Source organism: Actinomycetota bacterium (assembly GCA_013152275.1).
Taxonomy (GTDB): domain Bacteria; phylum Actinomycetota; class Acidimicrobiia; order Spongiisociales; family UBA4744; genus BMS3Bbin01.
This window is the reverse complement of record JAADGS010000041.1, coordinates 1-15329: the sequence shown is the minus strand read 5'-3', so window position 1 is coordinate 15329 and position 15329 is coordinate 1. Positions and strand designations below refer to the sequence as shown.

Genomic DNA, 15329 nt, shown 5'->3' with positions numbered 1-15329 from the left:
GGGGGTCTTCGCCAGGGAGCGAAGCGACCGCAGGGGGGAAAGTACCGCAGCGGCTCTGCGCCGGCATAGGAGAGGTCTCGCCCAGGGAGCGAAGCGACCGTTGGGGCGAACGTACCGCAGCGGCTCTGCGCCGGCGTAGGAGAGGTCTCGCCCAGGGAGCGAAGCGACCGCAGGGGGGAACGACGAACCCGAAAGAGGACCGGCGAAGCCGCAAGCGGGGGTTCCTCACCGTCCGCGCAGGCTATTGGACCAGGTTGATGAGGTTGAACATCGGCATGTACAGGGCGATGATCATCGTCCCGACGGACCCGCCGAGCACGACCATCAGCAGCGGTTCGAGCAACGACGTCAGGCTGTCGACGGTCGCGTTGACCTCCGCGTTGTAGAACTCTCCGAGCTTGTCGAGCATCGTGTCCAGCGCCCCGGTTTCTTCACCGACCGCCAGCATCTGCACGACCATGGGCGGGAAGATCGGATGCTCCGACAGCGGTCCTGCGAGGGACTCGCCTTCTTTCACGGAGGCTTGTACGTCCCGGACGGCCTTCGCGATGACCGCGTTGCCGGCGGTGTCGGCCACGATGTCCATCGCCTGCAGGATCGGGACCGCCGTTCTCGTCAGAGACGCCAGTGTCTCCGAGAACCGGGCGATCGAACTCTTGCGCGTGAGCTCACCGAAGACCGGCAATCGCAGCTTGATCTGGTCGAAGATGAATCGGCCCCGTTCCGAACTCACCCAGCGTCGAAACGCATAGGCGGCGGCGAACGTGGCTCCCAGGATGATGTACCAGTTCGACGCGGCGAATCCCGACATGGCAAGCAGGATCCGGGTCGGCAAGGGAAGCGTGCCGCCGAGCTCTGCGTACATGCTCTCGAACATGGGGACGACAAAGATCAGCATCGCCGTCAGGATGAGCACGACGAGGCCGAGCACGGCTACCGGGTAGGTCATCGCCGACTTGATCTTCCCCCGCATTTCCACCTGACGTTCGAGCGAATCGGCCAGCCGGAGCAGCGTCGTATCGAGAACGCCTCCGATCTCTCCGGCACGGACCATCGCGACATAGAGTCGGTTGAACGCTTTCGGGTGACGCTGCATCGCCTCGGAGAGGCTCCTCCCCTTCTCCACGTCGGTCTTGACGTCCTTGATCGCCTGAGCAAACGCCTTGTTCGGCGTCTGCTCGGCGAGGATGTCGAGCGACCGCAGGAGCGAAAGGCCGGCGTTGATCATCGTCGCAAACTGCCGGGAGAAGATCGCGACCTCTTTCGCCTTGATGCGCCCGCTCAGACCGGGAATCGTGATTTCCTTCTGGAGTGCGGACTGTTTCTTCTCCTCGACGGACAGCGGCGTGTACCCGCGGTCCCGAAGAGCCTTGGCGGCCGCTCCGGATGAGCCGGCCTCGAGTTCGCCGGTGTGCAGATGCCCCTGCTCGTCCCTGACGTGATAGGTGAACGTGGCGACCATGATTACCTCCTACGCGACCCTGCCGACGAGCCGCTGCAGATCCTCGAGGTTCATGCACCGCTCTGTCGCCTGGGCGAACGTGATCTTGCTCTTGCGGACGAGCGCGGCGAGTGCCTGATCCATGGTCTGCATGCCGTACTTCCCCCCCGCCTGGAGTGCGGTCGCGATCTGGTGTGTTTTCGTCTCACGGATGAGATTTCGGATCGCCGGGGTGGCGATGAGGATCTCGACGGCCGGGACCCTCGCCGTTCCATCTCTCGTCTCGATCAGCTGCTGGGTCATCACGGCCTGAAGGGAAGCTGCCAGCTGGACCCGCACCTGCTGCTGCTGGTGAGCGGGGAACACATCGATGATCCTGTCGATCGTCTGCGCCGCATCCTGTGTGTGCAGGGTGGCAAGCACGAGGTGGCCCGTCTCGGCCGCGGTCAACGCGGTCGAGATAGTCTCGAGGTCCCGCATCTCCCCCACCAGGATGACATCCGGATCCTGACGAAGTGCATGACGCAATGCCTGGGAGAACCCGAGCGTGTCGTTGCCGACCTCTCGCTGGTTGACGATTGATTTCTTGTGCCGGTGCAGGAACTCGATCGGATCCTCGACCGTCAGGATATGTGCCGACCGCCGCTCGTTGATCTGGTCGATGATCGAGGCGAGCGTGGTCGACTTGCCCGATCCGGTGGGACCGGTGACGAGGACCAGGCCCCGTTGGTAATCGGCGAATTCGTCGACCACACTTGGGATCCCGAGCTCTTCCAAAGATTTGATCTCCGTGGGAATGGCACGAAAGACCGCGCCGACCGAATCCCGCTGGAAGAAGACGTTCATTCGGAAGCGTCCACGACCGGGCAGCGGATACGAGCCGTCGAGTTCGAGCGTCTCCTCGAGTTTCTCACGCTGACGTTCGGTGAGGATCCCGTAGATGAGACGACGTAGCGAAGCGGGGAGAAGTACTTCGTAGCCTGGGATCGCCCGGAGGTGGCCGTTGATGCGGACCTGGGGTGGGACTCCGGCGGCAAGGTGCAGGTCCGATGCAGCGTGGTCGATCACATAGGCGAGCAGTTCGCCGATGACGGGTTCACGGCTGGGATCCGCCACGATGGAGTCCTCGATCGGTCCGTGGATCAGGTCGAGTGCACGATGAATCGCGGATCGTGTCCCCAGGCCGAGCGTTACCGGCCCTTCGACCGCCTCTTCGAGTTGAGAACGAATGTTCTCCCCGAATGGATCGGCGACCACGACGACCAGTGAAGCATCTGCCTCCCTGACCGGAACGGCGACGAGAGACCTGGCTTTGGACGCTTCCAGACGCTCGGCTGCTCGTGGATCGATGAAGACCTCATCCAGATCGATATACGGCATTCGGACACGGGAGGCGACTGCCTGGAGCACGTCTTCCTCTCGAACGTGGTTCCCCTCGACGAGCAGTTTGGCCAGCGGACGTCCGGTGGCCTCCTCCTCCTCGAGGAACACCTCGAGTGCGTCACGTGACAGCAGCCGGCCGTCGACGAGTAACTCTCCAAGTTTTCGCGATGCTCCGCTCACACGTTTCTCCTTCCCACGGAAGCTTCGGCCCCAACCAAACGCTCCTTGAACGATTCACACAACGACTCGAAGGATCTCCTCGAGTGACGTCACACCCGCGGCGACTTTCACCATGCCGTCCTGGCGGAGCGTCCGCATCCCCGCCACGATCGCCGCCTTCTTGAGAACATCGGTTGAGACACGCTCGACTGCGAGACGCTCGATCTCTTCGGTGACGGTCATCAATTCGTGGATTGCGACCCGGCCTCGATACCCGGTGTTCGAGCACACCTTGCAGCCGGCAGCCCTATACAGCGTCTCCGGAGCCTCGACGAATCCTGCCTGTTCGAGGATCGCCTCGGTCGGTTCGTACCCGTCCTTGCAGTTGTCACAGAGCCGGCGCGCCAGACGCTGTGCCAGCACGCAGTCGAGTGCGGACCCGACCAGGAACGGCTCGACTCCCATCTCGATCAGCCGGCTCACGCTGGAGGGCGCATCGTTGGTGTGCAGCGTCGAAAGCACGAGGTGGCCGGTGAGTGCCGATTCGATGGCGATCGAGGCTGTCTCACTGTCACGGATCTCTCCGACGAGCATCACGTCTGGGTCTTGGCGGAGAAATGATCGAAGCCCGGAGGCGAATGTCAGCCCGGCTTTCCTGTTGACCTGCACCTGGTTCACCCCGGGCAGTCGATACTCCACGGGATCCTCGATGGTGATGATGTTCGTCTCGGGCTTGTTCAGGACATTGAGCGTTGCGTACAACGTTGTCGACTTCCCGGATCCGGTCGGGCCGACCACGAGAATGGTTCCATATGGCTTCTCGTAGGAGGCGGCAAACCCCTCGAGCGTATAGTGCGAAAAGCCGAGGTCCTCGAGTTCGAGGAGAGCCGTCGAGGTGTCGAGAAGACGCATGACCACCTTCTCGCCGTAGATCGTGGGAAGCGTAGAGACGCGCAGGTCGAGCTGACGACCGCTGACGCGCAGGCTGATGCGACCATCCTGCGGCCGACGCCGTTCGGCAATGTCGATGTCGGCCATGATCTTGAGCCTGCTGACGACGGCGTTGGTGATCGATCGTGGCGTTCGCATGATCTCGTGCAGCACACCGTCGATGCGAAACCGCACCCGCAGATCCCGCTCGGTCGGTTCGATGTGGATGTCGGAGGCACGATCCGCCGAAGCTCTCGTGATCAGCATGTTGACGAGTTTGACGACCGGCGCTTCGTCGGCGGCGGCGTCGAGTCCACTCAGGCTCTGAGCCTCGTCCGAGTCCTCTGCTGCAAGCTCGGCGAGATCCGACACCGATGTGTCCAACGCCGCCATCCGCTGGATCGCCTCACCGACATCGCTGCGCGTCGCGACCTTCGGAATGACCTCGCGACCCGTAATCGCGCGAATGTCGTCGATGGCGAGCACGTTCGCCGGGTCCGCCATGGCGACGACGAGACGGTCGTCTTCGAAGCCGATCGGAATCGCCGCGTAACGGCTGGCGAGCGACTCGGCGATCAGGGAGGCGGCGGCGGGATCGACCGTGATTTCACGAAGATCCACGAAGTCCAGGCCGATGGAACGGGCGAGGACGCGAACAAGATCTCTCTCGTCGACCAGATGCTCATCCAGCAGCACCCGTGCGAGCGGCAGGCCGGATTCGTTGTGGATCTCGAGTCCTCGATCCAGCGCCTCTTTGGTGACGATTCCTTCTTCGAGGAGAAGCGCGCCGAGATGTCCCGAGTCCCTTCGGACCATACTGCGACTCGTCATTGCTCCTCGCTCATGTCACTCCGCCTCTCGGATGATGTCACCGAGGCTTCGGCGGCGCTTGAGTCCGGGTGGTTGCGGCTGTTCAGATGGCATGACGATGTCCGACAGAGCCGAGCGAAGCACTTCGCCGTCGGATCCGTCCTCTGGCCCCTGTTCCGGTCCCTGCCTTGGCTCCTCTTTCGGTTCCTCGTCTGCGCCCTTGGGAGGAGCAGGAAGACGAGGTCCGAGCACCTCGATCTTGGAGGCGCCCGATTCGCTCTCCGGCGAAGACTCACCTCCATAGGTGTAGCGACCTTCGGGCCTGTGATCGGCAACCACGAGGAGGTTGCGACGCACCATGGCCGCCATGAGCTCCGCAGCTCTGAACTCGGACCAGCCGAGCTGTCTCGATGCCTCCTCGACGGTGCCGCTACCGACAAAGCCGGCCAGGATGTGCCATTCCTGGGCGTCGATCTCTACCGGGGAGTCATCTGCCGCGTCGGGGGCGAGTCTGAGATGGAACGCCACGCCCGGGATCACCGACTCGATCTCCTTCCAACGACCGAGACGCTCTTCAGCCTCCGCGACACATTGTTCCACGTCGAGCTCGACTCCCGTTTCGAACCGTGGGGCGACATCCTCCGAGAAAGCGAACCGACCACTTCTCTCCCTCAGCACCCGGAACAGCACGTCCGCGAGCTGATCGAGCATGAATGCGTTGAGCTGCTCCCGGGTGGCACCTTCGCTCAGGATGTCACGGATGCTGCGCTCTCTCCGCTCGACGTCGACCCAGGCTTTTGGATCGACCAGACCGGCCTCGATGAGCTTGCTGTGAAACTCTTCGTCTCGCCGGGTCGTTCCATAACTCAATTGGCCTTCGGTGAGGTACACCCGCGCTTCGAGACCTTGCGTGTCCACGCGCAGAACGCCGGTCTTCCCGGTTCGACCCGCGAGCTTGAGAACTTCAACTACCGGAAACGACTCCAGCGCACCGCTCAACGACATTCCGAACCCTTCTCTCTGGAGTCAGGTTTCGGCGTTGGCGCCGAGGGGCTTGAGGGTTTTGCACCAACGCCGACCGCCGACCGTGAACAGTCGGCCGCCTGCGATCGACGAAGTGTGAGATGCGGGGTTCCCCCGCACCTGACACCTCAGGGAATGACCCCGTCGCGTTTTGCCTGAGCTTTGAGCGCGAGGAACTCGTCGTAGGTCTCCGCGAAGGAATGTCCCCCGGCCTTGTCCGTCAAGACGTAGTAGAGATACTTGCTCCGGACCGGATGGGCCGCTGCTTCCAGACTGGCAAGTCCCGGCGCACCGATCGGTGTCGGAGGGAGCCCTTGCACCCGATACGTGTTGTAGGGAGAGTCGACTTGCAGGTCTTTCGTACTGAGCGCCTTGCCCCGCTCTCCGAGCGCGTAGAGCACGGTGGCGTCGATCTGCAGCGGCATGTCGAGCTCGAGTCGGTTCAGCACGACGCCCGCGATCAGTGGCCGGTCCTCATCGAGCTTTGCTTCGGCCTCGACTATCGAAGCGATGATGACACCTTCCCTCGTGTTGAAGCCCAGCGTCTCGAGCTCGCTCCAATCCACGGCCTCGATCCGCTGATCCATCGTCGTCGCCATCCGCTGGAGAATCTCCTCGGCAGAAGCATCCGACGTGAACTCGTACGTGTCGGGAAAGAGGCCGCCCTCCCACGACCGGAGGCCTCCCCCGCCGTACCCGTGGGAAGAGTCGACGTTACTCAGTGCGCTTTCGAAATCCTCCCGGTCGTACTTGGTCTGCGCGGCGAGGCTGTCGAGGATCTCCGTTACCCAAAGGCCTTCCCGGACCGTCACCCGGTAACTGTCGACGATGGGCCCCCGCAGGAGAACGTCGAGAGCCTCGCCCGCCGTCATGCCCGTCTCGAGCCGGTACGTACCGGCCTGAAGTCGTTCGGCCACCCCCGAGCCCCTCACGGCGAGTTCGAACGCCAGGGCCGAAGGCACCACTCCGTTCTCTGCAAGGATGACTCCGATCTGCCTCGCGGCGGATCCCGCGGGAACCTCGATGGTGATCGGCGCGCCGGCAACGACGTTTGCAGGAGCCGTGACGTCGGTCGGTCTTCCCAGGCCTCCCGCCCAGCCGGCAAGTTTGCGCCCTCCTACGACGGCGACGACGCCGACCACGGCAACGGTCACGGCGATCGTGACCAATCGAGTTACCCCGCTCTTCATGGCAGCGTCTCCAGGTAGCCGTGCAAGATCACGGCCGCGGCGACCTTGTCGACGACCTCCCTGCGGCGGCGGCGGCGGACGTTTCCTTCAACGAGGACACGCTCGGCAGTCGCCGTCGTGAAGCGTTCATCGACCATTTCGACGGTGACACCGGTAATCGCTCCGACGCGCTCGGCAAGTCGGCGTGCTCCGGCGGCCGATGGCCCTTCTGAGCCGTCCAGGGATGTCGGCAGCCCGACGACGACCAGGTCCACGTCACGATCCCTGATCAGCTCGCGGAGTCGTTCTTCGAACTCTTCGACCTGAATCACTGCAAGCGGCTGTGCGGTAATTCGCAGAGTGTCGGATATCGCCACACCGATCCTGGTGGTTCCGTAATCCAAGGCAAGGATGCTGCCCATCAGAGACCGGTCAACGCCACTCCAACCGCTTCCCTGATCGCGTCGAGAGCTGCGCTCAGCTCTCCGCCTCTGGGACCGCCGGCCTGAGCGAGTTCGGGATCACGGCTTCCCCCTCCACCGAGCTTGCGGGCGCCTGGCAAGATGAGTTCGGACGCCGAGACACCCCGTGCGACGAGATCCTTGCTGACCACACCGATGAGTGCCCCTTTGCCACCGTGGCTGCTGCCGACAATGACAACCCCACTGCCAAGACGGTCACGGATCTCCAACGCCAGCGCTCGCAGCCGCCCCGGAGGAGTCTCCTCTCGGGCAGTCACCACGACCTTCACTCCTGCAATCTCCGTGGCATCCGCCACGAGCGCCTGCGCTTCCTCCGCTTCCAGTTTCGAGCGCAGCACGGAAAGCTCTTCCTCGAGGTGTCGCGTCCGATCGAGCAGCTGCCTGACCCGCAACGGGACCTCTTCGGGTTTGGACCTGAGCATCTGGCCCGTTTCGCCCAGGCGGCGGCGCAACCCGGCCAGATATTCATAGGCGTTATCGCCCGAGTAGGCCTCCACGCGGCGCAGGTTCGAACCGATCGACGACTCGCCCAGGATGATGAGCGGGCCGATCTGACCGGAGGTCGGAGTGTGCGTGCCGCCGCACAGTTCCTTCGAGAAGCCACCGATCTCGACCACACGGACGACGTCTCCATACTTGTCACCGAAGAACGCCAACGCCCCGAGGCTGCGAGCTTCGTCCATGCTCGTCGTGAAGGTGCGAACGGCCGCGTTCGCGATCACCTGCTCGTTCGCCAGTCGCTCAACCTCCGAGAACTCCTCTTGCGACAGAGCACCGAAGTGGCTGAAGTCGAACCGGAGGCGCCCGGCTTCGTTCAGCGATCCTGCCTGATGAACATGCTCACCCAGCACTTCGCGTAGCGACCAGTGCAGGATATGGGTCCCTGTGTGGCTCTTGGAGATTGCCTCGCGCCGTGCCGAGTCGACCATCGCTTCGACGTGTTGCCCCACCCGGAGGCGACCCTTCGTCACTTTGACGTGGTGCGACGTGAGCCCGGGTACGGCCGGCTGCGTATCGAAGACCACACACTGGACACCTTCGCCCTCGAGAAGGCCCTTGTCGCCCACCTGTCCCCCGGATTCGGCATAGAACGGCGTCCGGTCGAGGAACACCTCCACCGTCTCACCTTCCTCCGCGCCTTCCAGAGACTCGCCGTCTCTGACCACGGCAACCACCGCGGCACGTGCGATCAGGTCGCCGTAGCCGAGGAACTCGGATGGTCCGACCCGATCGAGGAGCCGCCGGTAGGAGTCGGTGTCGCCGGCCTCTTCGCCGCCGCGCCATGCGGAACGAGCCCTGGCCCTCTGCTCGGCCATCTCGCTCTCGAACGCGTCGAGGTCGACCTCGACGCCCTGCTCTCGCGCTATCTCGGTGGTGAGCTCGACAGGAAAGCCATATGTGTCGTGCAGCTTGAACACCACCGAGCCGGAGAGGCGGTCTCCGGACTGCAGGGTGGTGAGTGCCTGATCGAGCAGATTGTGACCCGAGGCGAGCGTGTGTCGAAACCGCTCTTCTTCCCGGGCGACGACCTCTTGTATGAAGCTCTTCTTGTCGAGTAGCTCCGGATAGCCCTCGGCGAGCACCTCGATCGTCGCTTCGACGAGCTTGGGCGTCACTGCGCCCTTGCCGCCGAGTGTCCAGGCGTGGCGCACCGCCCTTCGCAGGACCCGGCGCAGCACGTAACCACGACCTTCGTTCGAGGGTACGACTCCATCTGCGATGAGAACCGTCATCGATCTGCCGTGATCGGCCAGCACCCGCAGCGACACGTCCGTGAGGGGATCGTGGCCGTATTCGACTCCGGCATGGCGTTCCGCCACCGCGAGAACCGGCCGAACCGTATCGATGTCGAACACCGTCTCCTTGCCCTGCAACACCATCGCGACGCGTTCGAGTCCCATACCGGTGTCGATGCTCTTGGCCGGAAGGTCTCCGATGACGTGATACGGCCGATCCTGGACGTTCTGCATGAACACGAGATTCCAGATCTCGATGAAGCGCTCTTCGTCGACCGCCGGACCGCCGTCTGCACCGTACCGGGGACCACGATCGAAGAAGATCTCCGAGCAGGGACCGGCTGGACCCGGCACGCCCATCTGCCAGAAGTTGTCCCTTCCCCGGCGCTGCACCCTGTGCGGGGGAATGCCCACGCCGTCGATCCAGATCTCGGCGGCCTCGTCATCGGTTTCATACACCGTGAACCACAACAGCTCCGGGTCGATGCCGAACACTTCGGTGACGAGTTCGTATGCGTAGGGGATCGCCTTCTCCTTGAAGTAGTCCCCAAAACTGAAGTTCCCCAGCATCTCGAAAAAGGTGAAATGTCGCGCCGTCGTCCCGATGATGTCGATATCGACCGTGCGGAAGCTCTTCTGCACCGACACCGCTCTCGGAAACGGTGCGGGCTCTTCACCAAGGAAATACGGTTTGAAGGGAACCATGCCGGCGTTGGTGAGCAGGAGGGTGGGATCGACGGGAATCAGCGACGCCGAGGGACGAACGACGTGGTCTCTCTCCTCGAAGAAGCGCAGAAATGATGAACGTATGCGTGTGGAGTCCATGAAACACCCAGGTTAGCGGTGGTCACTCGCGAGACGTCTGCCTCCGGCTGCGAGAACATCGGCGACCGCCAGCGCGCTCTGCCTCGCGACGTTCGCCGGAGCCAACGCCGCTCGCGCCCGCTGCATGCGCCTCAATAACCAGATCGTGCCCCACGCTCCCGAGCCTGCACCGAGCAGGAACCACCACAGCCTCACCATCATGGCAGGCAGGTTAGTGCAGACGGCCAGGTGTCACTTGCGTCACGTTTCACGCCGTTCCTTGCCTTCGAGGTACCGTCGCCATGCTGCGATACGCTCTCTGATACCGGCTTCGTCCCCCTGGTCGACGGGAGTGAACAGCTCACGTCCAACCGCCTCGTCGGGAAGGTACTGCTGGGCAACGACGTGTCCCTCGTAGTCATGCGGATAGCGATAGCCGATGCCGTGCCCCAGTTTCTCGGCTCCCGGGTACGCGGCGGAGCGAAGGTGGACCGGCACGTCCGCACCCACGGTCTCCTCGACTGCCTCGTGCGCCTTGCGAATCGAGACGGCGACCGTGTTGGACTTGACGGCGGTCGCAAGGTGGAGGGCAGCGTGTGTCAGCGCGTAGGTGGCCTCGGGGAGTCCCGTGTAGGCAAGGGCCTGGGATGCGGCGATCACCAGGGGCAGCGCGTGCCGGTCGGCCAGACCAACGTCCTCGGACGCGAAGATGATCATCCTGCGCATGATGAACTCGGGATCCTCACCTGCCACGAGCATCGTGTGCAACCAGTACAGGGCTGCGTCCGGGTCGGAACCCCGCAGACTCTTGATGAATGCGGAGATCACGTCGTAGTGGCGATCGCCCGACTTGTCGTACAGGACGATGCGGCGCTGCAAGGCCTCCGCCACATCGTCCAGGCCGATCTCGACTCGCTTCGCACCGAGCGCGAGGGAAGCTGCTATCTCGAGAGCGTTCAGTGCCGCCCTGGCGTCTCCACCGACACGTTCGGTGAGTGCCGTTCGAGCCTCGGTCTCCAAGCAGACGCCGGTTCCACCCAATCCTCGCTCCGTGTCGGAGATCGCCCGGTCGATCAACACTCCAAGCTCCTCGGGTTCGATCTTCTCGAGCCGGAACAGGCTGGCCCGGGAGATCAGCGGCGAGTTCACTTCGAAGAACGGGTTCTCCGTGGTCGCTCCCACGAGAATGATCGTCCCATCCTCGACGCCAGGAAGGAGAGCGTCCTGTTGTGACTTCGAGAAGCGATGGATCTCGTCGAGGAACAGCACCGTCCGGCGGCTCTCCTCACCGAGCCTGCGCTCCGCTTCGCGCAGGATCCGTCGAACGTCCTTGACCCCGGCAGCCGTCGCCGAGAGCTGTTCGAACCGGGCGCCTGAAGTCCCCGCGACCAGCCGTGCAAGTGTCGTCTTCCCCGTTCCGGGCGGGCCCCACAGGATCATCGAGATCGGCCGTCCTGCTTCGAGTAGGCGGCGGAACGCCGCACCAGGCCCCACCAGATGTGGTTGACCAACGACTTCGTCGAGTGTCGTGGGACGCATGCGTGACGCGAGTGGAGCCACCTTGGACTTCACTTCCGACCGGTGGGCTGCGAACAGGTCGTCCATGTCAGCCGTCGAGTTCTGCCTTCACTTCCGGGCGCAGCTCCACCCCAAGCTCTTTCAGCTGGGTGTCGTCCACGGGAGTCGGTGATCCACTCATCGGATCGAGCCCCGTCTGGGTTTTCGGGAACGGGATGACTTCACGAATCGAGCGCTCTTGCTGCAGCAACGCGAGCAGACGGTCTACTCCGAGAGCAAAGCCTGCATGCGGTGGCGTTCCAAACCGCAGGCCTTTCACAAACCAGCCGAACCGCCGCTCGGCGTCCTCTTCGGTGATGCCGAGGATCTCGAACACCTGCCGCTGCACCGAAGGATCGTGGATCCTCACGCTGCCGGATCCGAGTTCCGAACCGTTGAGCACCAGGTCGTAGGATTGCGAAATGGCCGTTTCGGGTGTATCGCGCATCTCGTCGACATCGAGCGGCGCGGTGAACGGGTGATGAGCCGGTGTGAGGGTTCCGCCGTCTCCGACCTCGAACACCGGGAAATCCGTCACCCACAGAAATGACAACTCGTCGTGTCCTTGCGGCGCGCCGAGGTCGATGCGTAGCTGTCCGAGTACTGCGGCTGCGGTACGGGGCGTATCGGCGGCCAGCAGCAAGAGGTCGCCTTCGGTCGCATCGAACTCGCCGATCAGGCCGGCTCGTTCTTCCTCGGAGAGGAACTTGGCGACGGGCGATCGAAGACCGTCTTCCTCCACGATGAGCCACACGAGACCCTTCGCTCCCAGCTCCCTGGCTCTCTCGACCAGGCCGTCCAAGCCGGACCGGGAGAGCCCCAGCTTGCCGGCGTTGATGCCTTTGATGCTGCCGCCCTGCGCGAGCACGGACGAGAATACGCCGAACCCCGAGTCGGCGAACACGGCACCCAGATCATGAATCTGCATCCCGAAACGAAGATCCGGCTTGTCGGTACCGTAGGTGTCCATGACATCCTGCCAGGTCATGCGGGGAAACGGAATGGTCGGAGCGTGCCCGCGCAGGAGTCGCACGACCTCGACGACCACGGCCTCGAAGGTTGCGAAAACACCTTCACGGCCCCAGAAGGCACCTTCAACGTCCAGCTGGGTGAACTCCACCTGACGGTCGCTCCGGAAATCCTCGTCCCGGTAGCAGCGGGCAACCTGGTAGTAGCGGTCGACGCCGGCGACCATGAGCAGCTGTTTGAACAGCTGTGGAGACTGCGGCAATGCGTAGAAGGATCCCTTTCGGAGCCGAGAGGGAACCAGCATGTCACGGGCGCCTTCGGGGGTGGAACGGATCAGGGTCGGCGTGTCGACCTCCATGAAGCCGAGCTCGTCCAGTACGTTGCGCATTGCCCTCAGGGCCGTCGAACGGGCACGCAGGTTCGCGGCCATTCTCGGCCGACGAAGATCCAGGTACCGGTACTCGAGCCGGATGAGTTCGTCGACGTCGACCCGGTCGTCGATCATGAAAGGGAGGGCGTCTGCCGTGGACAGGATCTTCAACTCCGAGACGGTGATCTCGACCTGACCGGTGGGCATGTCGAGATTCTCGGTGCCCTCCGGGCGCCTGCGAATCTGCCCCTCCGCCGAGATCACGTACTCCATCTTCAGCCGATGAGCACCGGGAAGTTGCTCCGGGTCGATCACCGCCTGCACGATCCCCGTGGCGTCGCGCACATCGATGAACACGATTCCCCCGTGGTCGCGCCGGCGGCTCACCCAGCCGGCAAGCCGGACGGTCTCCCCCACACGTTCCGCCGTCACTTCTCCGGCGTACGCGTTGCGGTACATGCCGTCTAGCTCAGCCATTCCGAAACCTCCTCGATGGGGATCTCCCGTTGATGCCCCGTCTCCATGTCTTTCGCCGTCACAGCCCCTCGTTTCCATTCCTCGCCTACCACGAGGACCCTCGCGGCACCACGACGGGCTGCGATCTTGAACTGGGTCTTCACCGGTCTTCCATCCGGATCGAAGTCGACCTTGTATCCCCTCTCGCGCAGTTCCGAGGCCAGGCGAACCGCGTCGTTCTCCAATGGACGATCTGCCACAACGATGAAAACGTCCAATCCGCCGTCCGTCCCGTCACGATCGGACGCGAGCACGATGCGGTCGAGGCCCATCGCGAGACCCACGCCGGGAGTGGAATGTCCTCCAAGGGTCTCCGCGAGCCCGTCGTAGCGGCCTCCCCCGCCAACCGCATTCTGGGCCGCATCCAGCCCGGTGGCGACGTACTCGAACGCGGTCCGGGTGTAGTAGTCGAGCCCCCTCACGAGATGCGGGTCCTCGCGATACGGAACGTCGAGTGTGCTCAGCGTCTTCTTGACCTGGTCGTAGTGCCGCCGGCAGTCGTCGCACAGGTCGTCGACCGGTACCGGAGCGTCGGCAACGACCGGTTTGCACATCTTGCAGTCGAGCACCCGCATGGGATTGGTCTCGATCCGGCTCCGGCTGTCCGCACACAGTCGGTCCTCACGCTCTCGCAGGTAGGAGCGCAAACGCTCGAGGTAGTCGGGACGGCAGACGCCGTCACCGATCGAGTTCACCACGACCACCAGCCCGGTCACGCCCGCCGCGACGAGATAGCGGTAGCCGAGTTCGATGACTTCCGCATCTGCGAGCGGTGACCCGGTACCGATGTACTCGACACCCAGCTGGTAGAACTGGCGCCGACGGCCCGCCTGCGGACGCTCATACCGGAACATCGGTCCCCAATATGCCGCCTTGCGGATGCCGCTGCCGCCTGCCTGCAGGTGGGCCCGCATGATCGATGCGGTTCCTTCGGGTCGCAGTGTGAGGGAACGGCCGCCCTTGTCGACGAAGGTGTACATCTGTTTCTCGACCATCTCGTTCGCCTCACCCACGCCACGAGAGAACACCTCGGTGGCTTCGAAGGTCGGCGTGATCGTGAGATCGTATCCGTACCGCTCGGTCAGATCGTCCCACGCGCGAAGGAGCCTCCGCCATGTCCGGGAGACTGGAGGCAGGATATCGTCGGTGCCTTTTGGTGCGCGTATCACTGGAGGTTTCGAAGGAACGGGTTGCTGCGACGTTCGACACGCATCGTAGTCGCGGGACCATGCCCCGGATACACGGCGGTCTCATCCGACAGCGGCAGGATCTTGGCCTTCATGCTCTCCAGTAGCGTCGCCATGTCGCCGCCCGGAAGGTCTGTTCGCCCGATCGAGCCTGCGAAGAGATGATCCCCGGAGAACAGCGTGTCCTGCAGGAGGAAACAGCAGTGTCCAGGGGTGTGGCCCGGCGTGTGCAGCACCTCGATATCGAGCCCCGCAAGGTGCAGAGCCGCCCCGTCCACAAGATGCTCGAACCGCCGCGGCGGATCGAAGTCACCGTCCGGAGTCATCCCGAAGAGGACCCTGAGTTGCTCCAGCGGGTGAAGGGTGAGGAAGTCGTCGTCGGGATGGACATAGGCCGGCGCGCCGGTTCGCTCGACGACGGCTCCCGCGCCGCCCATGTGGTCGACGTGCCCATGGGTGAGCAAAAGGGCGACCGGTTTCAGGTCGTAACGGGCCACGAGAGCGACAACCGCCTCCGGCTCGGGCGGAGCATCGATGATCACCGCTGGGCCTCCCACATCGGGAGCGACCACATACGTGTTCGTCTGGGCGTACCAGAGGGTGTCCGAAGCGATCAACATGGCACGAGAGCGTAGCGCCCTCGGTGTCCCCGACCGACACTCCCCTCCCAAAAACCCCGAACCCAGGGCTCAGGGGGGTCGTGGCGACCCCCCTGAGCCCTGGGTTCGGGGTTTTTGGGAGGGGAGTGTCGGTCGGGGACACCGAGGGCGCTACGCTCTCGTGCCATGTTGAT

12 protein-coding genes are annotated in these 15329 nt (G+C 63.6%); all 12 read right to left on the bottom strand.

What is annotated here, in order from left to right:
- Nucleotides 1–241 precede the first annotated feature (241 nt).
- The 12 genes from GXP34_07825 to GXP34_07770 all read right to left on the bottom strand — a co-directional run bounded on the left by GXP34_07825 (nucleotide 242) and on the right by GXP34_07770 (nucleotide 15156).
- Entirely contained in the window at nucleotides 242–1462 is a 1221-nt protein-coding gene (locus GXP34_07825; GenBank protein ID NOY55880.1) for a type II secretion system F family protein, read from the bottom strand.
- Between the two features lie 9 nt (nucleotides 1463–1471).
- Nucleotides 1472–2698, bottom strand: a complete 1227-nt coding sequence (locus GXP34_07820) for a type IV pilus twitching motility protein PilT (protein NOY55879.1) — start codon at nucleotides 2696–2698, stop codon at nucleotides 1472–1474.
- A 360-nt stretch (nucleotides 2699–3058) separates the two neighbouring features.
- Complete coding sequence (gene cpaF, locus GXP34_07815) at nucleotides 3059–4744, bottom strand: Flp pilus assembly complex ATPase component (protein ID NOY55878.1); 1686 nt, start codon at nucleotides 4742–4744, stop codon at nucleotides 3059–3061.
- A 15-nt stretch (nucleotides 4745–4759) separates the two neighbouring features.
- A complete protein-coding gene (locus GXP34_07810) occupies nucleotides 4760–5728 on the bottom strand; it encodes a DUF4388 domain-containing protein (protein NOY55877.1) in 969 nt (322 codons plus the stop codon).
- A gap of 146 nt (nucleotides 5729–5874) precedes the next feature.
- Nucleotides 5875–6936: an endolytic transglycosylase MltG gene (gene mltG, locus GXP34_07805; GenBank protein NOY55876.1), complete on the bottom strand. Its 1062-nt coding sequence runs from the start codon at nucleotides 6934–6936 to the stop codon at nucleotides 5875–5877.
- A complete protein-coding gene (gene ruvX / locus GXP34_07800; GenBank protein ID NOY55875.1) occupies nucleotides 6933–7337 on the bottom strand; it encodes a Holliday junction resolvase RuvX in 405 nt (134 codons plus the stop codon). The genes mltG and ruvX overlap by 4 nt, the downstream gene beginning before the upstream one ends.
- Entirely contained in the window at nucleotides 7337–9958 is a 2622-nt protein-coding gene (gene alaS, locus GXP34_07795) for an alanine--tRNA ligase (protein NOY55874.1), read from the bottom strand. The genes ruvX and alaS overlap by 1 nt, the downstream gene beginning before the upstream one ends.
- 12 nt (nucleotides 9959–9970) lie before the next feature.
- On the bottom strand, nucleotides 9971–10159 hold the full coding sequence (locus GXP34_07790) for a hypothetical protein (GenBank protein NOY55873.1): 189 nt from the start codon (nucleotides 10157–10159) through the stop codon (nucleotides 9971–9973).
- A gap of 39 nt (nucleotides 10160–10198) precedes the next feature.
- A complete protein-coding gene (locus GXP34_07785; GenBank protein ID NOY55872.1) occupies nucleotides 10199–11542 on the bottom strand; it encodes a replication-associated recombination protein A in 1344 nt (447 codons plus the stop codon).
- Between the two features lies 1 nt (nucleotide 11543).
- On the bottom strand, nucleotides 11544–13292 hold the full coding sequence (gene aspS, locus GXP34_07780) for an aspartate--tRNA ligase (protein ID NOY55871.1): 1749 nt from the start codon (nucleotides 13290–13292) through the stop codon (nucleotides 11544–11546).
- 5 nt (nucleotides 13293–13297) lie between these two features.
- On the bottom strand, nucleotides 13298–14518 hold the full coding sequence (locus GXP34_07775) for a histidine--tRNA ligase (GenBank protein ID NOY55870.1): 1221 nt from the start codon (nucleotides 14516–14518) through the stop codon (nucleotides 13298–13300).
- Nucleotides 14515–15156, bottom strand: coding sequence for an MBL fold metallo-hydrolase (locus GXP34_07770; GenBank protein ID NOY55869.1), 642 nt, complete (start codon nucleotides 15154–15156; stop codon nucleotides 14515–14517). Before GXP34_07770 ends, GXP34_07775 begins: the two co-directional genes overlap by 4 nt.
- Nucleotides 15157–15329 lie beyond the last annotated feature (173 nt).

Excerpts from the sequence above, each read along its gene's own strand:
- GXP34_07810 (NOY55877.1), bottom strand. The coding sequence starts at position 5,728 with ATGTCGTTGAGCGGTGCGCTGGAGTCGTTTCCGGTAGTTGAAGTTCTC.
- alaS (NOY55874.1), bottom strand. The coding sequence starts at position 9,958 with ATGGACTCCACACGCATACGTTCATCATTTCTGCGCTTCTTCGAGGAG.
- mltG (NOY55876.1), bottom strand. The coding sequence starts at position 6,936 with ATGAAGAGCGGGGTAACTCGATTGGTCACGATCGCCGTGACCGTTGCC.
- GXP34_07825 (NOY55880.1), bottom strand. The coding sequence starts at position 1,462 with ATGGTCGCCACGTTCACCTATCACGTCAGGGACGAGCAGGGGCATCTG.
- aspS (NOY55871.1), bottom strand. The coding sequence starts at position 13,292 with ATGTACCGCAACGCGTACGCCGGAGAAGTGACGGCGGAACGTGTGGGG.
- ruvX (NOY55875.1), bottom strand. The coding sequence starts at position 7,337 with ATGGGCAGCATCCTTGCCTTGGATTACGGAACCACCAGGATCGGTGTG.
- GXP34_07790 (NOY55873.1), bottom strand. The coding sequence starts at position 10,159 with ATGATGGTGAGGCTGTGGTGGTTCCTGCTCGGTGCAGGCTCGGGAGCG.
- cpaF (NOY55878.1), bottom strand. The coding sequence starts at position 4,744 with ATGACGAGTCGCAGTATGGTCCGAAGGGACTCGGGACATCTCGGCGCG.
- GXP34_07770 (NOY55869.1), bottom strand. The coding sequence starts at position 15,156 with ATGTTGATCGCTTCGGACACCCTCTGGTACGCCCAGACGAACACGTAT.
- GXP34_07785 (NOY55872.1), bottom strand. The coding sequence starts at position 11,542 with ATGGACGACCTGTTCGCAGCCCACCGGTCGGAAGTGAAGTCCAAGGTG.